This is a genomic window from Coprobacillus sp., from assembly GCF_984815275.1.
The window spans coordinates 1-20,016 of sequence record NZ_CFJNYH010000038.1 but is presented as its reverse complement, the minus strand read 5'-3'; the positions used below and the strand labels follow the sequence as shown (position 1 = coordinate 20,016).

Genomic DNA, 20,016 nt, shown 5'->3' with positions numbered 1-20,016 from the left:
AAGGTTGATTTTAAAAATAAAACGGGACTTTAATGAGAATGAATAATATGGTTTAGTGAAAATAATGACAACTCAATAGAATATGTGATATCAAGATTGCAATTTATATAAAATCTTGTATAATAGAAAAGTAAATATTGAAAGAAAAAGGGGTATAAAAATGGCAAATAACAAAGTGAAAAATGATGCAATCACATCAAGAGATGTTGACTTTGCAAAGTGGTATACTGATGTATGTCGTAAAGCCGAGCTGATGGACTATTCAAGTGTGAAAGGATTCATAATCTATAGACCGTATGGATATGCTTTATGGGAAATGATTCAAGCATACATGGATAAAAAATTTAAAGAAACTGGACATGAGAATGTCTATATGCCGATGTTAATCCCTGAATCATTACTACAAAAAGAAGCAGATCATGTAGAAGGTTTTGCACCAGAATGTGCAGTTGTTACAAGAGGTGGATTAGATAATCTTGAAGAAAATTTAATAATTCGTCCAACTTCTGAGACATTGTTTTGTGAACATTATGCAAAGATCGTGAATTCATATCGTGATCTTCCTAAATTATATAATCAATGGTGTAGTGTTGTCCGTTGGGAAAAAACAACAAGACCTTTCTTAAGAGGTTCTGAATTCTTATGGCAGGAAGGCCATACAATTCATGCAACAGAAGAAGAGGCAAGAGCTGAAACGATGCAAATGCTTGATATCTATGAGGAAACATCAAGAAATCTTTTAGCTATTCCTATGGTAACTGGAAAAAAGACTGAAAGAGAAAAATTTGCTGGTGCTGAAGAGACTTATACAATTGAAGCTTTGATGCATGATGGTAAAGCTTTACAATCAGGAACTTCTCATTATTTTGGAGATGGTTTTGCAAAAGCTTTTGGTATTCAATTCTTAGATAAAGATAACAAACAGAAATATGTTCATCAAACATCTTGGGGAGTTTCAACAAGACTTTTAGGAGCAATTATTATGGTTCATGGTGATGATAATGGATTGGTATTACCGCCAAGAGTCGCCCCAACGCAAGTGATGATCATTCCTATCCAACAACAAAAAGATGGTGTTTTAGATAAAGCTTATGAATTAGAACAACAACTCAAAGCACATGGAATAAGAGTCAAAGTAGATGCAACTGATAAATCACCTGGCTGGAAATTTTCAGAAGCAGAAATGCGTGGGATTCCATTACGTTTAGAAGTTGGTCCAAGAGATTTAGAAAATGGTCAATGTGTTGTTGCTAAACGTGTTAATGGTGAAAAAATCACTTTATCATTAGATGAGAACTTATCTCAAACACTATTACAATTACTTGATGATATACATGAAGAAATGTATCAAAAGGCTTTAGCATTTAGAAATGACCATATTACAAATGCAAAAACATTTGAAGAATTCAAGGATATTTTAAATACTAAGGGTGGTTATATTAAATTACCTTGGTGTGGAGATGAAGAATGTGAAGTCAGAATCAAAGAAGAAACGGCTGCTACATCTCGTTGTATTGACACAGAAGCACAAGTTGATGGCGTATGTCCTATATGTGGTAAAAAGGCTAAGCATATTGTTTATTTTGCAAGAGCTTACTAGGAACAAGAAATTGTTCCTTTTTTTATTTTCCAATAAGTGGTGTATAAAGCATTGTATTGTTCTGCTTGTTTTTTGTCTAATTGCTTATTGTCTTTGAGAGAGTCTTTTCTAAATTTGCTGTCATGTTTTTCTAGCTATCAATTGGATACAATAGAAATTGATTAAGTTTATAAACAATCAAAATGATTTGATGGATAAGAAAAATAGCTATGATTGTCTTATTGATAGATTAAGTAATCTATAAAGCAAGAGAATGAAATGATGAGTTCATTAATTTATTATTAGTATACTGATTAAATTGCTTTTCAATTTTTTCAATGATATAATTAATTTGAAAAAATTGATAAAGAGAGGATGATATTATGAAAATAAAACAGTTTGTTAAAGTAATAATAACATTCTCTTTATTCATATTATGTCTAGGATGTCAAAACAATCAATCAAGAAATATTATTATTCCTCAAGATGAAGAAACTATAAATTTATCTTTTTTTGGTTATAAAAGTGAAGCTATAAATGTTGTTGCGATTGAAGAAACACTTCAAAATTATATGAAAGATCATCCCCATGTTCAGATTTCATATGAAAGTGTTAAAGGAACAGATTATTATGATATTCTTTCAAAAAGACTAAAGAATGGTTCTATTGATGATATTTTTATGATTGATAAAGAATATCTTCAAAAATTTAAAAATAGTGGGTATTTTGAGGACTTATCTGATCTTTCAACAATTTCAAACTTTAGTCAGAGATCTTTAGAGCAGATGAAAGATGAGGATGGTCAGATTTATTATGTTCCATCAACGATTTCTGCTTTTGGACTGTATTGTAATTTAGATCTTTTGAAAAAACATAATCAATCAATCCCTCAAAATGAAGATGAGTTCATGAAAGTCTGTCAATATTTTGTTGATCAAGGAATAACACCACTTGTTGCCAATAATGATATATCTTTAAAAACAATAGCCATTGCTAAAGGATTATATCCGCTTTATCAAGAAGAAAATTATAGAGAAATTATTGAAAAAATGAATAATGATTCTCAAATCTTAAAAGATTATATGAGACCTGGTTATGAACTTGTAGAAAAACTCATAAAAAATAAATTTGTAGATGCCAAAGCAACTCTCAAAACACAAAAAACTCAAGATGATTTAACACAGTTTAGTAAAGGTGAAAATCCTTTTATGCTTACTGGCGCTTGGGCTGCAGTACGAATGGAAAAGATGGCTCCTGAATTAAAGTTCGAAGTTCATCCTTATCCTATTTTAGATAATGGGTCAGTTTTGGTGACGAATATTGATACAAGACTTTGCGTGAATGCTAAAGGAAAACATGTTGAAGAAGCTAAAAAATTTATTGAGTATATGACTCAAACTGAAGAAATGTGGAAATTTGTTGATAATCAATGTTCTTTTAGTCCTTTAAATAATAATCAATTGTCTACTAATAAAGCAGTTCAACCACTTAATAAATATTTGAATGATCAACAGAGTATTCTTGGTAGTAATCAATTAATTGATTATGAAATGTGGACTCATACGAGATCTGGCGTACAGCTTCTTTTGCAGGGTGAGACTGTAGAAGCAGCGTTAGAACTTATAAAAAAGTAAAAATAAGGAGGGGTGAAGATGAAGAATAAGAAAATACCTGTCTTTATTTTAGGCAGTCTTTTTGCGATTGCTATTGTTACAATAACAATGATTTCTTATATTGATTATGTACAGGAATCTTTATGGGATAAATCAGTAGATGATATTTTAGAAACAACATCACAAGAAGAGAAGTCTTTGAATATTTATTTACAAAAGGATACTGAAAATTTAAGGAATGTTTTAAATAATATTGTCAATTCAAAAGATCATTTGGCAAAAAAAATTGCAGAAATTCCAAGTCATGAATATATCAATTATTTCTATATTGATACACTTCAGAATAAATATATTGATAAAACGGGTGAACATGCAATCGATCGTGATAAAATCTTGCAATTAAGTCAATTGTATAAAGAAGAAAGTGGTATTATTGATCCTTTTTTTAATGATAAGACTGGAATAAAGGTTATAGGAACTTATGTTAGGGATGAACATAGATATTTGATTAAAGAGAGTCAGGTTTCTTATATAGCTGATAAATTCTCTTTATCATTCTATAATAATTTAGGGTTTTCTTACATTGTTAATACAGATGGAGATGTCTTAATTAGAACAAATCATAAGAATGCAAATAGGACTTTTCAAAATCTATTTGATATTATTGATTTAGAAAAAAATAATAATGCTGATATTGAATCGTTTAAAAACTCATTGGCTCATCAGCAAAAGGGAATTGCATTGTTTAATTATCATGATAATACAAATGTGTTTTGTTATGTTCCAATGTCAATAGGAGAACAATGGTATGTTGTTTCTATTATTCCTAATGCTGCAATTATGGAACAGGCTAATAATATTATTTTACATACTATTGTATTATCATTAATTATTATAGGCTCTATAGGGTTTGTTGTTTTGCTGTATTTATTAAATCATAGAAAACATAAAAGAGTTGTTGAAAATTTAGCTTTTTATGATCATCTTACAGGATTATACAATTATCAGAAATTTAAAATGGAAGGGCAAAAATTGCTTGCTCAAGAGAATAGAAGCTGGGCAGTTATTTATATTGATATTGATGGTTTTAAAATCATTAATGATTTAAATGGATACCAGTTTGGTGATTTTGTTTTAAAAGAATTGGCTGCTTTGTTAGAAAAATATGTCACTGAATATTGTATAGCTTGTCACATGAATGCTGATCAATTCTTATTCATGTGTCATTATCATAATAAAAAAGATATTGTCAAAATATGTCAAGAAATCAATCAGGATTTAAGGCAATTTCTTCATAACAATGGATATGAAAGAGAAACTGTTATGAAATTTGGGATTTGTTGTCAGGAAGATGATAAGCATATACATACGATGGATCATTTGGTAGATTGCAGTCATCTTGCTTTGAATGCATTATCACATAATGTGAATGAGTATTATTACTTTTATCATTCTCAGATGCGTGAACATTTATTAAAAGAGGCTGATATTGAATCAAAGATGGATAAAGCGTTAGAAAATAAAGAATTTGTTTTCTTCTTACAGCCTAAATTTAATGTGAATGGTGAGAAGATTTTAGGTGCAGAAGCATTGGTACGTTGGATTGATTCTCAACAGCAAATGATTATGCCTAATGATTTTATTCCACTTTTTGAAAAGAATGGATTTATTTTAAAATTAGATGAGTATGTTTTTGAAAGTGTTTGTCAATATATGTCTTCTCGTATTTCTCAACATCAAAATGTTATTCCTATTTCGGTGAATATTTCACGTTTGCATTTATATCAACATGATTTTATTGAGAGATATGTGAAAATTAAAGAAAAATATCAAATTCCTGATCAATTATTAGAATTAGAAATTACAGAAAATATTTTATTAGAAGATGTCAAAAGAGTTCAAACTATTGTTGCTGAATTACAGGCTCATGGTTTCCTTTGTTCAATTGATGATTTTGGTAGTGGCTATTCTTCTTTAAATCTCTTAAAAGACTTACCAATTAATGTCATTAAATTAGATCGCTTTTTCTTAAAGGATAATTATAATGTGGTTAGAAGTTATGAAATTATTAAATCGGTGATTAATATGGCAAAAAGTATAGATATATACACAGTTGCTGAGGGTGTTGAAACTAAAGAACAACAGCAGTTTTTACAAACAATTGGGTGCGATATGATTCAGGGATATATTTTTTCTAAACCTCTTCCTATTGACGAATTTAATAAATATTTATAATCAAAAAGTCAATCTGAACGATTGACTTTATTCTTTGACTTTAACTCTTAAAAGATGTATTAATGACGATGCTTGATAACTCTCAATAATAGCACCTCTGATATCTTCTGGTGTTGTTATAATGTTTGATAAATCACAGTTTGATAAATCTATATTATAAAATGATGAATGTTGAACTTCACATTGATGGAAAGCACATTCTTGGAATACTGTCTTTTTTAAGTTTGTTTCTATAATACTTGCATTTTGAAAATCACAATTGATAAACTGGACTTCTTTATTTTTCATAAAAGCAAAATTTGCAAAGCGGCAAAGACAATCCTTTATTGATACATTATCATAAACTGATTCTGAAAAATCTGTACCCATAAGTTTACAATTTACAAATTCAACTCTTCGAAACAAACAAGAATAGAATTTTACATTAGATAAATCACAATTCTTAAAAATAATATCCATAAAATAGCTATTTTCAAAATTAACATCTTCACATACGATATTTTCAAAATAACAATTTTTAAATTCCTTTCCTTGTTCTTGTCTATTGGTTAATGTTTCATTTTCAAATTGCATGAATTGAACTAACTCTTCATCAATATGGTTATATAGCGATGATTTTTCAGTCATTGAAAGATTTGCTTTTCTCATATTTTCACCTCATTCTTTATCATAACATAAATTCATTCTCTTTTGACTTGAAATATGATAAAATGTACAAAAATGAGGTGAATCAAATGCAACGACAAAAACGTATGGCTTTAATTAATGATATTACAGGTTTTGGAAGATGTTCTATTGCAGCAATGGCACCGATTGTTTCGGCAATGAAAATACAGGCTGTGCCTATTCCAACTGCTATTTTATCTACTCATACACAGTTTCCAATTTTTTATTTTGATGATTACACATCAAGAATGAGTGACTATATTCAGACATATAAAGATTTACATTTAGAATTTGATGCAATTGCAACAGGGTTTCTAGGTTCAAAGGAGCAGGTTGATATTGTCATTGATTTTATTCAGACCTTTAAACAGGAGGGAGTATTTGTGCTTGTTGATCCAGTTATGGGTGATCATGGCAAACTCTATACAACTTATACACCTGAGATGTGTGCAAAAATGAAACAACTGGTACAATACGCTGATTTAATGACACCTAATTTAACAGAACTGGTTACACTTGTTGATAGGCCTTATCCAACAACTTTACCAACTTTTGATGAACTTGAAGAAATGTGTCAACAACTTTCTCAACAGGGACCACAACATATTGTTGTGACAGGTATTCCTTTTAATGAAAAACAAATATTAAATTTTATTTACAATCAAGGTGAAGATTACCAAATTGTTATGGTTGATCGCATTGGTGAAGATCGTTGTGGAACAGGAGATGTTATTTCTTCAGTGATTGCTGGCAGTTATTTAAACGGATATAGTTTTTATGAGAGCGTCAAAAGAGCAACCCTATTTGCTTCCAAATGTATTGATTATTGTGAAAAAACACAAGTTCCCAATTATTATGGATTATGTTTTGAGGAATACTTATACGAATTAGGAGAAGAGTAAAGATGATATTATATACATTATACAAGAATAGTTATATAGATATTGGTGAATTAGATTCTTTAGCAAATGTGCATGTTTATGTAAATATGACGAATAGATGTCCATGTGCATGTACATTTTGTTTACGTCAAACCAAAGAAATGACTGAATCAAATACATTATGGCTAAAACAGGAGCCTACTGTTGAGGAGATTGTTCATGAGTTTCAAAAGTATGATTTAGATGATTTTGCAGAAGTTGTTTTCTGTGGTTTTGGAGAACCATTTGAGAGAGTCGATGATATGATTCAAATTGCAGGTATTCTCAAATTATATCGTCAGGATTTGCCAATTCGCGTGAATACAAATGGTTTAGGAAACTTAATTCATAAAAAAGATATAACACCGATGATTAAAGGACGTATTGATACGATTTCAATCAGTTTGAATGCTCCTGATGCTCAAGAATATTATGAATTAACAAGAAGTCGTTTTGGTATTGATTCTTATCAGGCAATGCTAGATTTTGCAGTGAGATGTAAGGATTATGTACCACATGTTGTCTTGAGTGTAGTTGATATCATTGGTGAAGAAAAAATAAAGAAATGTCAAAATATATGTGATGAACTTGGAGTGACATTGCGTGTTCGTCCATTTGAAGAATAGGAGGGAATAGAGATGTTATATATGACAAGAGAAGAACGTTTGATAGTTTTAGAAAAGATGGTTAATACAAGAGATTTAGGTGGATATGAAACACAGGCAGGAACATATACAAAATCACATAAATATATTCGTGCATCTTCACCAGCTAATGCTTCAAAAGCTGATATTCAAGCATTAAAAGACTATGGTGTGAAAGCAGTTATTGATTTAAGAAGTGATTTTGAAAAAGAACAACAAGTCAATCCTTTTGTAGATGATCAGGATATTGATTTTTATGAAGTGAATCTTTTTGATTCTACGAAAGCCTCAATTGTACCAGAAGAAGTCAAGCAGTATAAAGATCTTGGTGGCGTTTATATTTATATGTTGGAAGGAATGAAAAATAAATTTAAGGATTTATTTGATATATTCTTAAAGTATCCATATGATGGTGTGATGTTTCATTGTTCAGCTGGAAAAGATCGTACAGGGATAACAGCTGCTTTGTTACTTGATCTTATGGGATGTCATGAGTATGATATCGTTAAAGATTATAGTGAGTCTTATGAAAATAATATTGAAATCAATGAAGAATTGGCAAAAATGATGGAGAATGAAGAAGCCAAGCAATATTTGAAATCTTCCCCAAGATATATGATGGAATTACTTGATTACTTAAGAGAACATTATGGAAGTAGTAAAGAATACTTGTTACAAATCGGACTTAAAAATGAAGAAATTGAGCAATTAATTGAAAATTTTACAATTTAAAAAAGAAAAATAGCCTTTTACTTATGAATATATATAGTAGGAGGTATTTTTTTATGGAAAAAGAATTAACATTAAAACAAAAAGATAAGTTGGCAAAAAAAATTTATAAAAGTTATCAGAGGGCTCAATTAGATATTTTATATTTGAGTCAGCATTATAATTATTATCCTCAGATTGATATTTTTAAAGTTAAAGAAGGAGATACGAATTATCAAAAACCTGATGCAATGATTTTACAACAAATGGAGAGAAAACAGGAATTAGAGAATTTTGTTTCTATGATTAATCAGATTCACTCACATATGTCTAAAGAATCTTATTCCTTTATTGAGAGTGAATATTTGAATTTTTATAATCCTGACTGGTGGATACCTTATTTTTCAAGAGCAAGTTATTATCGATTGAAACATAAGGTGTTAGATGAATTAATTGAGTATACTCAATCTTTTTGGACTTCTGATGATTTAAGGAGATTGTTAAAATGATTTATTGCCATTTCTATACAAATTATGTATAATACCATTAATGTTTAATAAAGGAGACAGGATTCATGATTAAAAATTTAATTGGTGGTATTGCTGTTGGAATTGCAAATGTAATTCCAGGTGTAAGTGGTGGAACTATGATGGTTATACTTGGAATCTTTAATAGAACAATGGAGGCTATCTCAGGTATTTTAAAGAAAGAAAATGCTCATCGTAAAGATGATATCTTATTTTTATTTCAGGTTTTATTGGGTGCTGCTATTGGATTAATAGGATTTGCGAAAATTTTAGAGTTTTTATTCAATCATTATCCTACCCAAACAATGTATTGGTTTATTGGACTTATTGCTTTGAGTATTCCTTTATTTTTAAAAGGGGAAATGAAGGGTGAAAAGTTTAAGATTATTCCTTTAATTTGTGGATTAGCAATTATCTTTGCATTAGAATTTTTAAATCCTGGTGAAGGTAGTGTGAATGTCAATCCAGCATTTCCAACAGTTGATGTTATGTTATGTTTAACTATGATTGTTGTTGGTATGATAGGTGGAGCGACAATGCTGATGCCTGGTGTGAGTGGTTCAATGGTATTGTTAATTATTGGTCAGTATTATCTTTTTAAATCTTATTTAGCTAATGTGACAACTTTTCAATTGAATGTGCTTATTCCTTTGTGTTTTATTGGTATTGGTGTTCTGATTGGAATTGCTTTAAGTGCCAAAGTGTGTGATTATTTCATTAAGCATTATAAGGCTGGATTCTTAAGTTTTATCTTAGGATTAATCATTGCTTCTTCACTTGTTTTGATTCCATTTGATGCTACATATGATGTGTTTATTATAGTGACTTCATTATTGGCATTTGTATTTGGTGGAGTCATTGTCTTAGGATTAGGGAAATTACAGTAGCAGAAATGCTACTTTTTTTTATTTTAGAGATTGATTTATCTTATCATAAAAAAGCAGTCAATATAAACTGCTTAGAATTCTTATAAAATAGCTTATTTTGTGAGTTGTTCATGTCTTTGATTGTGTATAATAACTGTTACAATTGAAATCAATACAATAATGATATTGGCTATGATTGTTCCAAGCCAAGTCATTGTCATAGTCCCAAAAAGAGGAGATGCTGCATTAAACATTGTATGAAATAATACACACATAAAAATACAACCTTTTCCTGATATCTTATAGATAGCCCCAATCAAAAAACGGAACGAGATAACTTGTACTGCAAACATCCAAAAGTTGATAAGACCATCACCATGATTTGTTCCAGGAATAAAAAAGAGAGGAATATGCCAGAAGAACCAGATAATACCAGTATAAATTGATGATAAAATATAACCATATTTCTTATTGAATTCAGGCTGTAATATGTACATCCAACCAGATTCTTCTAAACCACCAATCATAAGACAGCCTGGTAAAGACAAGAAAAATGTATAAAAAGGAAGTGCTATTTTTGTATTCCCAGTTACAAACATGTGAATTAAGAAATACAATGTAAGAATGGCAATAACATATAAATAAGCGTATAGACTATTTTTTGCATAAAAAACAGTTTTTAACCATTCTTTGATATCTGTTATCTTGTTGTGTTTTTTTAGAATAGCAAATGATGCAATGGCTGGTGATAGAATATAAATAGCAAAGGGGATATTCATTATAAATTGTTGTAATGTATTGACCCAATTATAAACTTTATATCCATATTGTCCGAGAATAATTAAAAGACCTGATGTTGAATAGGCTATGATAAATGTTAATAGTGTAAAGTGTAGAATCATTTTTTTGTTTGACATATTTTTATTGTCTCTTTTCCTGTGTAGTTTGTATATTTATTATTATAATTAGAAATTTGTCTGATAGAAAAAAGAAAGGCTTTTTTCAGGGATATGTAGACCATTTTCAATCAGTGTTGCAAGCATTTTTAATTGGTTCTGGACCTGTAGGGGACTCCAAGTAAATATTCCTGGATCTAACAAGAAACAAAAGATAGACAAAATGATTTGACTGATTTCATCAGGAAAGTCACAATGTAATAATCCTTCTTGGATTCCCTCTTTGATAATTTGGGAAACAATTGGAGATAAAGACAATAAAATTTTTGCTAAAGATTTTTGATGTATATAAGCATTTTGAGGCTGGTGCAAGTATTCATCTAATTGTGAAGACACAAATGAAGTTCGATAATATGTATACAAGAGATTGAGTTTTTGTATGGCATTATCTTGTGATTGGTTAAGAAGTTCTTGGCATTGTAGAATAATACTATGATAAGTTCTTTCTACAAGAGCATCAAATATCTCCTCTTTAGATTGAAAATAATAATAGATTCCCCCTTTAGCGATTCCAGCTTTTTGAGCAATTTCTCTCACTGAGCATGATGCTCCCTTTTCTTCAGTTAACAAATCTTCAAGACTATCTAAGATTAAATCTCGTTTATTCATGTTCTTCACCACCTTGTCTCATTATAGCATAAATTATAAAAGTTGACCAGTGGTCGAAAAATGTATATAATAAAGAAAAAGTTGACCGTTGGTCAAAAAGGAGGAGACATATGTTTTATGTAATTCTTTGGGGGTTATTGTTGTTGATTTGTATTGGATTGCTTATATATAATTTGGTTTTGTTAATGGGAATTGTTTATAGAAGGTGTAAAAAAAGAGAATATCAAAAGATGGTTCTACGTTTAATAAAAGGAGGTTTTCTATTCATTGGAGGAATTGTAATGACTATATGTTTAACAATGGTGACACAGATAACTGCAGATACACCATCCATTGTTAACAAACATAATCAAGTTATTGAAGGGAGCATTGCTGAACTCAAGGAAGTCAATTTAAATGGTAGAAAAGAATGGATTAGTATAAGAGGAGAAAGCACTCATAATCCAGTGTTACTGTTTTTGGCAGGTGGTCCAGGAGGAAGCCAAATGGCAGCAACTCGCTACGAATTATCAGAACTTGAGAAGCATTTTATTGTTGTAGGATGGGATCAGCCTGGATCTGGTAAATCTTATAAAGCAATCAAGCAATCTGATTTAACCATTCAAACTTATATTGATGATGGACATGCTTTAACAAAATATCTAAAGGAAAAATTTTCAGAAGAAAAAATATATATTGTTGGTGAATCATGGGGAAGTGCATTAGGTATTTTTTTAGCAAAAGAATATCCAAAAGACTATCATGCAGTTATTGGAACTGGCCAAATGGTTGACTTTTTGGAAACTGAAAAGTTAGACTATGAAAAAGCATTGGAAATTGCAGAGATTCGTCAAGATACTCAAAAGATTGAAAAATTAAAATCAAATGGTTATCCACCTTATTATGATTCAGATATGGTATGGAAGAGTGCTGAATATTTAAATTATTTGTCCTCTTATATGACTAAAAATTCTCAAATTCATAATGGTGGCTATAATACAATGAGAGATATTTTTTCTATAGAATATGGAATCATTGATAAAGTTAATTATTTACGAGGAATTGTCACGACATTTAATCATGTCTATCCCCAATTATATGATATTGATTTGCGAGTAACACATGCTGAACTGAAGGTCCCTGTATACTTTTTTCTAGGAAGGCATGATATCAATGCACCTATTCAATTAGTAGAAGATTATGAGCGTATTTTAAAGGCACCCTATAAAGAAATTGTTTGGTTTGAACATTCAGGTCATAGTCCATGGATAAATGAATCACAACAGTTTGTAGAAGAACTTTTAAAAATCAAAGACCATGATTAATAAATTCATTTCACAAATACTCATAATTGGTATAGAATAGACACATAATGAATAGAGAAAAGAAAAGTTGTAAGTAACTTTGGAGGTATTCAATATGAATGTTGAGATTATAAATGTCGGTACAGAATTATTATTAGGTGAAATCGTTAATACAAATGCAACACTTTTACAAAAGATGTGTAAAGATTTAGGCTTTAATGTTTATTTTCAAACAGTTGTTGGTGATAATCCAGAACGTTTGTATGATTGCTTAAAATTAGCTTTTGATCGTGGTGCTGATTGCGTTATGACAACAGGTGGATTAGGTCCCACCAGTGATGATTTAACTAAAGAATTATCTGCTCAATATTTAGATTTAGACATGGTTTATAATGAAATGGAAGCGAAAAAAGTTGAAGAGAAATGTAAGTATTGTTCAAGTTCTTCTACTATTTCAAGTAACAATTTTAAACAAGCTTATTATCCAGCTGATGCTTATATACTAGAAAATGATATGGGTACAGCAAATGGATGTGTGATGCAAAAGGATGGTAAGATGATTGTGAACTTACCAGGACCACCTAAGGAGATACAATATGTTATTGAACATTCGTTATTACCTTATCTTTCACAATATAAACAGGAGACAATCTTTACTTTTGAATATACAACAATGTTTATTGGAGAAAGTCGAGTTGATGAAATTCTAAGAGATTTGATTGATGCTCAAGGTGATGTTTCTATTGCCCTCTATGCTGGTGAAGAAACTGTGAGAATTAGATTAGCAGTGAAAACGCACTCACAACAGCAAGCTGATCAAATGATGGAGACAACAAAGACAGAGATTGAAAAGCGTATTGGTCAATATATGATTGCTGAAAAAGATTTAAAAGAGGCTCTATTAAAGAAACTTCCATCTTTATCTATTGAATACAAAGGAACATTTCAATTAAAAGATGAATTTTTAAAACCTTTCTTTTCAATTCAACCACAAATAAGAATTGTTGTAGAAACGAGACAGGAAAAACTTGGAGAAGTTGTTGTTTTTCAATTTAATGATGACTATGTATTTAAAGTACCTACTTTTGTGAAAGCAAGGTATTCTTATGGCAAAGTAGAGGCTAGATTTGTAGCACAGTTATATAAATATCTTTTATCTCAGAAATGATAAATACCATATTTTAGGTGTGTAAACGCTTTTATTTTCATAATTTGAAAATTGTGCTGTATTTTAATGTGAAATGCAATGAAAAAATTGTATTTTCCTGATTTCTGTATATAATAACAATGTACTTTTTGAAGTACAGAATCGGGGGATATGAATGAGATATAAGATTGATAATTGTCATTATGAGTTGGTTAAGGATTTATTATCGAGTTTAGACTCATTGGTAAAAAATGTTGAAAAGGATGATCAAGGTGCAATTGTCACATTACAAGATGGCAATACCCGTGATGATTTAATGAATGCATTGAATCGCGGTCCTCTACATACATTTACACAAGAATCTCATGTGATTATCTTGTAAGAAGCTTTGTGCTTCTTTTTTTATAATATCAAAAATATGGTACTTTTAAAAACTATTCCTATCTTTATAGTATGTAAGAGTTTACAAATGATTTGTTTGTGAAAAATCTTTATAAAAATGTACAAACTTTCAATTTTTACTTGCGTAAATAGAAAATATACATATAATGGGAATTGTCCTAAGGGATGATGTATGTCATATAATATTCCTCGACATACACTCAGCAAACAAAAGTATTCATATGAGTTTACTCATATAAATGATCACTTGTTGGAGGCAGCAGTCCAACAAATATAGAGAACAGCAGCTCTATAGATCATAATATAGAAAAAGGAACGATGATTAGGGGTATCGTTCCTTTTTCTATGTTTCAATAAGTTCTATGAATCTTAATGTAGCGGGAGTGAGAGTCTTTCTTTTTAAATGAGCATAACCAATACTGCGTTTTGGAATCGGTGTTGATAAAGGGACTTCGAAAATCAACTTTTTTTGAAGGGCATCTAATGAGAATTCTTTGATAACACATGCTTTACCAAGATTATTTTTAGCAGCTTCTAAGAGTAAGTCATGTGAACCTAGTTCAATTGTAGGGGTTAAAAGAACCCCGTTATTCGCAAAGTGATTATCAACAAAATGACGTGAATTAGATGAACGTTCTAAAAGGACGAGAGGGGCATGAGAAATATCTTGTAAAGAATAAACTTTGTTTTCTTCTTGTTTGGAGACAAAGATATCATGAACTTGGAGGCATTCTTGGATGATGATTGTATCATCATGTAAAGGCATGTTGATAAAACCAATTTCTATTTGTCCTGTTTTGAGTAACTCAATGATTTCTAAACTAGTACGATTAACCATTTTAATTATGACTTGGGGATAAAGCTTATTAAATTTGACAAGATAGGGCATAATATAATTCTCACTTAATGTATCTCCAGCACCAATTGTGAGTTCACCTTTTGTGAGTTCATGTTGATTGACAATTTGGTTTTCAGCACTTGTAATCAGTGCCAAGGCGGCTGATATTTTTTGTGCTAATAGCTTTCCTTCTTTGGTTAAGAGGACCCCTTTAGACTGTCTAATGAATAATTGTGTGTTTAATTCTTTTTCTAAAGTATGGATGGCTTGAGAGACAGCTGATTGTGAGATAAAGAGATTTCTGGCTGCTAATGAGAAGGATAGTGTTGAGGCGGCTTCGTTAAAGATTTTGTATTGTTCAAGTTTGATATTCATATTAGTTCTCCTTATATCATATTTGTTAAATATTAATTTTACTAATAGATAAAAGTATCATATAATATTGCTGTTAATTCGTCAATGAATTGACTGAAAAGAATAAGTAAATCATTGAGATTATGTTATAAAGAAAGGAAGATATTATGTCTGGAATTGTTGTTGTAGGAAGCCAATGGGGTGATGAGGGAAAAGGGAAAATTACTGATTACCTTGCCCAAAAGGCTGATGTTGTTGTTCGTTATCAAGGTGGAAATAATGCTGGTCATACAATTGAATTTAATGGTCAGAAGTTTGCTTTAAGATTAATTCCTTCAGGAATCTTTACATCTGGGAATGTGATATTAGGAAATGGAATGGTGATTAATCCTAAGGCATTACTAGAAGAAATGAAGTATTTGAATGATGCTGGTGTTTCTACTGATGGCATAAAGATTAGTGATCGTGCGCATGTCATTTTACCATATCATTTGGAAATAGATGCTATGCAGGAAAAATTGCGTGGAGATAAAAATATTGGAACAACAAAAAAAGGTATTGGTCCGACTTATGTTGATAAATATGCACGTATTGGTATTCGTGTTGGAGAATTTATTCATGAAGAATTATTTCGTTCAAGACTTGAAGAAGTTTTGCCTTTAAAATTAAGAGAATATCCAGAATTAGATTTTCATGTGGAAGATATCTTCCAAGAATATAAAGAATATGCTAAAATGATAAAACCAATGGTCACTGATACTGGTTTATTATTGGATGAATATTTTAGACAAGATAAGAAAGTTTTGTTTGAGGGTGCACAAGGAACAATGTTAGATATTGATTATGGAACATATCCATATGTCACAAGTTCTCATCCTGGTGCCAATGGTGTTTGTGAAGGGGCAGGAATTGGTCCTGTCAATATTGATGAAGTTATTGGTATTGTCAAGGCGTATACAACACGTGTTGGTTCAGGCGCTTTTCCAACAGAGATTGATGATGAAGTAGGAAATCGTATTCGTGAGGTTGGAAGAGAATATGGAACAGTGACAAAACGTCCACGTCGTATTGGATGGTTTGACGCTGTTGTTGTGAATCAGTCAAGAAGAATGAGTGGTTTAACTGGATTATCTATAATGTTATTGGATGTCTTAACTGGTATTGAAACATTAAAGTTATGTACAGCTTATCAGTTGAATGGTGAAATCATTCATGCATTACCTGCAGTTATTCAAGAGTTGGATAAGGTTGAACCTATTTACGAAGAAATGCCTGGCTGGAGTGAAGATATTACGCATGTCACTTCATTTGAAGAATTACCTATAAATTGTCAAAATTATTTAAAGAGAATCAGTGAATTGGTTCATTGTCCAATAGCAATGTTCTCAGTTGGTCCTGATAGAGAACAAACAATTATATTAAAAGAAGTGATTTAGAGGAGGGAAAGTGTGAAAAGAGAATTAGTGATTGTCTTAGATTTCGGAGGACAGTACAATCAGTTAGTTGCTCGTCGAGTGCGTGAATGTAATGTTTATTGTGAAATTTATTCATATAAAGTTGATATTGAAAAGATTAAAGAAATGAATCCGAAAGGGATTATCTTAACGGGTGGTCCAAATAGTTGTTATGAAGAGAATTCACCAACATATTCAAAAGAGTTATTTGAATTAGGGATTCCAGTTTTAGGTTTATGTTATGGTGCACAATTAATGCAGCATGTAATGGGTGGAAAAGTTGAACGTGCTGATGTGAGAGAATATGGAAAATCAAATTTAACTGTTAACAACAATTCTCCACTTTTTAGCGATGTTGCTAAAGATAGTATTTGTTGGATGAGTCATTTTGATTATATTTCTCAGATTGCCCCAGGTTTTGAGATCACTGCAACAACTCCTGATTGTCCAGTTGCTGCTTGTGAAAATATTGCTCAAAATTTATATGCAATTCAATTCCATCCTGAAGTTTTACATACACAAGAAGGAACAAAGATGTTATCAAACTTTGTTTTAAATGTTTGTGGATGTCAAGGTGATTGGCGTATGGATTGTTTTGTTGAGGAACAAATCAAAGCAATTAGAGAAAAAGTTGGAAATGGCAAAGTTTTATGTGCTTTATCTGGTGGGGTTGATTCATCAGTTGCGGCTGTTTTATTATCAAAAGCCATTGGTAATCAATTGACTTGTGTTTTTGTTGATCATGGTTTACTTCGTAAAAATGAAGGTGATGAGGTTGAAGCTATCTTTGGACCTAATGGTAATTATGATTTGAATTTTATTAGAGTTAATGCACAACAAAGATATTATGAGAAATTAAAAGGTATAGAAGATCCTGAAACAAAGAGAAAAATCATTGGTGAAGAGTTTATTCGTGTCTTTGAAGAAGAGGCTCAAAAGATTGGTACAGTTGATTTCTTAGTTCAAGGAACAATTTATCCTGATGTTGTAGAAAGTGGCTTAGGTGGCGAATCTGCTGTCATTAAGTCCCATCATAATGTCGGCGGATTACCTGATTGTGTAGATTTTAAAGAAATTATTGAACCTTTAAGAGATTTATTTAAAGATGAAGTTCGTAAAGTTGGTTTAGAGTTAGGTATTCCTGAATATTTGGTATTTAGACAACCTTTCCCAGGACCAGGTCTTGGTATTCGCATTATTGGTGAAGTGACTGAAGAAAAGGTCAAGATTGTTCAAGATGCTGATTTTATCTATAGAGAAGAGATCGCAAAAGTTGGACTTGATCGTTCAATTGGACAATACTTTGCAGCTCTTACAAATATGCGTTCTGTAGGTGTTATGGGTGATGAGAGAACTTATGATTATGCAGTTGTCTTACGTGCTGTCAATACCATTGATTTTATGACAGCTGAATCTGCTGAGATTCCTTATCAAGTTTTAAATAAAGTGATGTCTCGTATTATTAATGAGGTTCGAGGTGTGAATAGAGTGTTCTATGATATTACATCTAAACCTCCAGGAACAATAGAGTTCGAGTGATATAAAAAACTCCATTATCGGAGTTTTTTTGCTTTCTCAAGTGCAAATGATAATATTTTGATACTATATATTTTTTTAGACTATACTATTCTTTTGATAACTCATTTATATATTCTTTGAGTGATAAAGAAAGGATTGATAGTATAAAAAAGCAGGAAATTCCTACAATTAGTCATTAAAGGCTTTTTTTAAGAGATATGGATAAAAGCATATAATCAAGAATGTTGATGTCAACCAGCATAATGGGTTAACATAAATCACTCCCTGAAATCCCAAAGGATAAATCAAAAAGTATGTACCCAGACATCTCACAATAATTTCAAGAATACCTACACCTAATGGCACAGAGGATTCACCTACACCTGTTAGGACAAATCTTACAACAAAATTTATTCCTAAAATAAAATAGCAAAGTGAAGTAAATGAAATATATTGAATGCCTAAAGAAATAACACGATTTTCACTATTTTGAACAAATAATGACATAAATTCTTTTCCAAAAAAATGGGCAAAAATAGCAACGATTAAATTTAATAAAACTGTTATTTTTAAAGTTTCTTTTGCTCCCTTACGGATACGATTATAGGCTTTATGACCATAATTTTGTGCTGTAAAAGTTGAAATTGCAGTTCCAAATCCTGATAGAATTTGCATCATCATAGAATCCATTTTATATGCAGCAGTATACGCAGCAACTTCATCACTTCCTAGTGTATTTAATGCAGATTGAACAACTAGAAAACTAATAGAAAGAAGTGATTGAAAAAAGGCCATAGGCATACCTACTTTGATATGCTCTTTTATACATTGTAAGTCAAAACAATAGTCTTTTTTTCAAAATCAAGAATATCTAATTTTTTCTTCATATACATATAACATAATAAACAACAAATTAATTCCGCTATGATTGTTGCATAGGTAACGCCAGCAATTCCCATATGACAAATAATCACAAAAAACAAATCAAGAACGACGTTTAAAATAGCAGATAGAATCAAAAATAATAAAGGAATGACACTATTTCCATGAGCTCTTAATATTGCGGATTCATAATTATAAACAGCTGCAAATATTGCTCCAATAAAAATAATTGACGAATATGTTATAGCTCCAGGGAGTAGTTCTTGTGATAGATGAATAAGTGCAAACAAATTTTTATTAAACCTTAATCCCAATATCATAATCAATAGGCTTAATATTATAATTAAATAAAATCCATTTGTTATGGCTTTTTTAGTAGATGTCTTGTCATTTGCACCAACCTTTGAGCAATAACGATAGAAAGACCATTAGAAAGTCCAATAACCAGACCTAATAATAAATCCACAACAGGTGTTGTTTCTCCAACTGATGCAAGAGCTGTTGTGCTAACGCATTTTCCTACAACCATTGTGTCAACCATGTTATAAAACATTTGAAATAAATTACCAATCATTAGTGGTATAGCAAATAGAGTTATTAATTTTAACGGTTGTCCTTGTGACATATCTATTTTTGATATTTTTTCAAATCTCATCTTAAATGTATTCATATTTTCCTCCTTTTCGCTTTTATTATAGGTCTTTTTTTGATATCTGAAAAATATGAATGTAGTATAATATTATAATAAAAAGTTATAACTATATTGAATTAAATAAAAATGATTATTTTTTTTAAATAAAAGGAGGATGTTTATG

At 30.6% G+C, this 20,016-nt stretch carries 18 protein-coding genes and 1 pseudogene; 13 read left to right on the top strand and 6 right to left on the bottom strand.

The genetic code is table 11. From position 1 onward, the window contains the following. The first annotated feature begins 160 nt into the window (after positions 1 to 160). The 3 genes from proS (at position 161) to AC5M21_RS12675 (ending at position 5,427) form a co-directional block, all read left to right on the top strand. Positions 161 to 1,600: a proline--tRNA ligase gene (gene proS, locus AC5M21_RS12685; protein WP_008788567.1), complete on the top strand. Its 1,440-nt coding sequence runs from the start codon at positions 161 to 163 to the stop codon at positions 1,598 to 1,600. Between the two features lie 362 nt (positions 1,601 to 1,962). After that, positions 1,963 to 3,213, top strand: a complete 1,251-nt coding sequence (locus AC5M21_RS12680) for an ABC transporter substrate-binding protein (RefSeq protein WP_054690088.1) — start codon at positions 1,963 to 1,965, stop codon at positions 3,211 to 3,213. An 18-nt stretch (positions 3,214 to 3,231) separates the two neighbouring features. Then, positions 3,232 to 5,427, top strand: a complete 2,196-nt coding sequence (locus AC5M21_RS12675; protein ID WP_017144206.1) for a bifunctional diguanylate cyclase/phosphodiesterase — start codon at positions 3,232 to 3,234, stop codon at positions 5,425 to 5,427. Between the two features lie 27 nt (positions 5,428 to 5,454). Here the strand turns inward: AC5M21_RS12675 and AC5M21_RS12670 are convergent, their stop codons facing one another. Continuing rightward, complete coding sequence (locus AC5M21_RS12670) at positions 5,455 to 6,075, bottom strand: pentapeptide repeat-containing protein (protein ID WP_008788571.1); 621 nt, start codon at positions 6,073 to 6,075, stop codon at positions 5,455 to 5,457. Positions 6,076 to 6,161: 86 nt separating this feature from the next. Between AC5M21_RS12670 and AC5M21_RS12665 the strand changes: the two genes are divergently transcribed. The 5 genes from AC5M21_RS12665 to AC5M21_RS12645 all read left to right on the top strand — a co-directional run bounded on the left by AC5M21_RS12665 (position 6,162) and on the right by AC5M21_RS12645 (position 9,779). Continuing rightward, complete coding sequence (locus tag AC5M21_RS12665; RefSeq protein WP_008788572.1) at positions 6,162 to 6,995, top strand: pyridoxamine kinase; 834 nt, start codon at positions 6,162 to 6,164, stop codon at positions 6,993 to 6,995. 2 nt (positions 6,996 to 6,997) lie between these two features. Then, on the top strand, positions 6,998 to 7,639 hold the full coding sequence (locus AC5M21_RS12660; RefSeq protein WP_008788573.1) for a TIGR04100 family radical SAM protein: 642 nt from the start codon (positions 6,998 to 7,000) through the stop codon (positions 7,637 to 7,639). A gap of 12 nt (positions 7,640 to 7,651) precedes the next feature. Continuing rightward, on the top strand, positions 7,652 to 8,389 hold the full coding sequence (locus AC5M21_RS12655) for a tyrosine-protein phosphatase (protein ID WP_008788574.1): 738 nt from the start codon (positions 7,652 to 7,654) through the stop codon (positions 8,387 to 8,389). Positions 8,390 to 8,442: 53 nt separating this feature from the next. Next, positions 8,443 to 8,874, top strand: coding sequence for an MG284/MPN403 family protein (locus AC5M21_RS12650; RefSeq protein WP_008788575.1), 432 nt, complete (start codon positions 8,443 to 8,445; stop codon positions 8,872 to 8,874). A 65-nt stretch (positions 8,875 to 8,939) separates the two neighbouring features. Further along, entirely contained in the window at positions 8,940 to 9,779 is an 840-nt protein-coding gene (locus tag AC5M21_RS12645) for a DUF368 domain-containing protein (RefSeq protein WP_008788576.1), read from the top strand. A 92-nt stretch (positions 9,780 to 9,871) separates the two neighbouring features. Here AC5M21_RS12645 and AC5M21_RS12640 read toward each other — a convergent pair whose 3' ends face one another. Together AC5M21_RS12640 and AC5M21_RS12635 are read right to left on the bottom strand one after the other, a co-directional pair. After that, on the bottom strand, positions 9,872 to 10,675 hold the full coding sequence (locus tag AC5M21_RS12640; protein WP_302280736.1) for a CPBP family intramembrane glutamic endopeptidase: 804 nt from the start codon (positions 10,673 to 10,675) through the stop codon (positions 9,872 to 9,874). Positions 10,676 to 10,723: 48 nt separating this feature from the next. Further along, positions 10,724 to 11,323, bottom strand: a complete 600-nt coding sequence (locus AC5M21_RS12635; RefSeq protein WP_017144207.1) for a TetR/AcrR family transcriptional regulator — start codon at positions 11,321 to 11,323, stop codon at positions 10,724 to 10,726. 110 nt (positions 11,324 to 11,433) lie between these two features. On the opposite strand from AC5M21_RS12635, the gene AC5M21_RS12630 reads away from it, so the two are divergent. From AC5M21_RS12630 to AC5M21_RS12620, 3 genes are all read left to right on the top strand, one after another. Then, on the top strand, positions 11,434 to 12,627 hold the full coding sequence (locus tag AC5M21_RS12630; protein WP_282768148.1) for an alpha/beta fold hydrolase: 1,194 nt from the start codon (positions 11,434 to 11,436) through the stop codon (positions 12,625 to 12,627). Positions 12,628 to 12,721: 94 nt separating this feature from the next. Further along, complete coding sequence (locus AC5M21_RS12625) at positions 12,722 to 13,774, top strand: molybdopterin-binding protein (protein ID WP_117599050.1); 1,053 nt, start codon at positions 12,722 to 12,724, stop codon at positions 13,772 to 13,774. 154 nt (positions 13,775 to 13,928) lie between these two features. Continuing rightward, the gene (locus AC5M21_RS12620; protein WP_008788581.1) at positions 13,929 to 14,135 is read left to right on the top strand and encodes a hypothetical protein; all 207 of its coding nucleotides are present in this window, start codon (positions 13,929 to 13,931) and stop codon (positions 14,133 to 14,135) included. Positions 14,136 to 14,498: 363 nt separating this feature from the next. On the opposite strand, the gene AC5M21_RS12615 is transcribed toward AC5M21_RS12620, so the two are convergent. Then, the gene (locus tag AC5M21_RS12615; protein ID WP_008788582.1) at positions 14,499 to 15,368 is read right to left on the bottom strand and encodes a LysR family transcriptional regulator; all 870 of its coding nucleotides are present in this window, start codon (positions 15,366 to 15,368) and stop codon (positions 14,499 to 14,501) included. Between the two features lie 146 nt (positions 15,369 to 15,514). Here AC5M21_RS12615 and AC5M21_RS12610 point away from each other — a divergent pair, with 146 nt between their 5' ends. Together AC5M21_RS12610 and guaA are read left to right on the top strand one after the other, a co-directional pair. Beyond that, positions 15,515 to 16,783 carry an adenylosuccinate synthase gene (locus AC5M21_RS12610; protein WP_008788583.1) on the top strand — a complete coding sequence of 423 codons (1,269 nt, stop codon included), beginning with the start codon at positions 15,515 to 15,517 and terminating at the stop codon, positions 16,781 to 16,783. Positions 16,784 to 16,795: 12 nt separating this feature from the next. Continuing rightward, entirely contained in the window at positions 16,796 to 18,340 is a 1,545-nt protein-coding gene (guaA, locus tag AC5M21_RS12605) for a glutamine-hydrolyzing GMP synthase (RefSeq protein ID WP_008788584.1), read from the top strand. Positions 18,341 to 18,508: 168 nt separating this feature from the next. Here guaA and AC5M21_RS12600 read toward each other — a convergent pair whose 3' ends face one another. Further along, the gene (locus AC5M21_RS12600; protein WP_017144213.1) at positions 18,509 to 19,114 is read right to left on the bottom strand and encodes an MATE family efflux transporter; all 606 of its coding nucleotides are present in this window, start codon (positions 19,112 to 19,114) and stop codon (positions 18,509 to 18,511) included. Between the two features lie 26 nt (positions 19,115 to 19,140). Next, positions 19,141 to 19,730 (bottom strand): annotated as a pseudogene (locus AC5M21_RS12595) (MATE family efflux transporter). Positions 19,731 to 20,016: the final 286 nt, after the last annotated feature.

Excerpts from the sequence above, each read along its gene's own strand:
- AC5M21_RS12655 (WP_008788574.1), top strand. The coding sequence starts at position 7,652 with ATGTTATATATGACAAGAGAAGAACGTTTGATAGTTTTAGAAAAGATG.
- AC5M21_RS12600 (WP_017144213.1), bottom strand. The coding sequence starts at position 19,114 with ATGGCCTTTTTTCAATCACTTCTTTCTATTAGTTTTCTAGTTGTTCAA.
- proS (WP_008788567.1), top strand. The coding sequence starts at position 161 with ATGGCAAATAACAAAGTGAAAAATGATGCAATCACATCAAGAGATGTT.
- AC5M21_RS12630 (WP_282768148.1), top strand. The coding sequence starts at position 11,434 with ATGTTTTATGTAATTCTTTGGGGGTTATTGTTGTTGATTTGTATTGGA.
- AC5M21_RS12665 (WP_008788572.1), top strand. The coding sequence starts at position 6,162 with ATGCAACGACAAAAACGTATGGCTTTAATTAATGATATTACAGGTTTT.
- AC5M21_RS12675 (WP_017144206.1), top strand. The coding sequence starts at position 3,232 with ATGAAGAATAAGAAAATACCTGTCTTTATTTTAGGCAGTCTTTTTGCG.
- AC5M21_RS12615 (WP_008788582.1), bottom strand. The coding sequence starts at position 15,368 with ATGAATATCAAACTTGAACAATACAAAATCTTTAACGAAGCCGCCTCA.
- AC5M21_RS12640 (WP_302280736.1), bottom strand. The coding sequence starts at position 10,675 with ATGTCAAACAAAAAAATGATTCTACACTTTACACTATTAACATTTATC.
- AC5M21_RS12620 (WP_008788581.1), top strand. The coding sequence starts at position 13,929 with ATGAGATATAAGATTGATAATTGTCATTATGAGTTGGTTAAGGATTTA.
- AC5M21_RS12650 (WP_008788575.1), top strand. The coding sequence starts at position 8,443 with ATGGAAAAAGAATTAACATTAAAACAAAAAGATAAGTTGGCAAAAAAA.
- AC5M21_RS12660 (WP_008788573.1), top strand. The coding sequence starts at position 6,998 with ATGATATTATATACATTATACAAGAATAGTTATATAGATATTGGTGAA.
- AC5M21_RS12625 (WP_117599050.1), top strand. The coding sequence starts at position 12,722 with ATGAATGTTGAGATTATAAATGTCGGTACAGAATTATTATTAGGTGAA.
- AC5M21_RS12635 (WP_017144207.1), bottom strand. The coding sequence starts at position 11,323 with ATGAATAAACGAGATTTAATCTTAGATAGTCTTGAAGATTTGTTAACT.
- AC5M21_RS12670 (WP_008788571.1), bottom strand. The coding sequence starts at position 6,075 with ATGAGAAAAGCAAATCTTTCAATGACTGAAAAATCATCGCTATATAAC.
- AC5M21_RS12680 (WP_054690088.1), top strand. The coding sequence starts at position 1,963 with ATGAAAATAAAACAGTTTGTTAAAGTAATAATAACATTCTCTTTATTC.
- AC5M21_RS12610 (WP_008788583.1), top strand. The coding sequence starts at position 15,515 with ATGTCTGGAATTGTTGTTGTAGGAAGCCAATGGGGTGATGAGGGAAAA.
- AC5M21_RS12645 (WP_008788576.1), top strand. The coding sequence starts at position 8,940 with ATGATTAAAAATTTAATTGGTGGTATTGCTGTTGGAATTGCAAATGTA.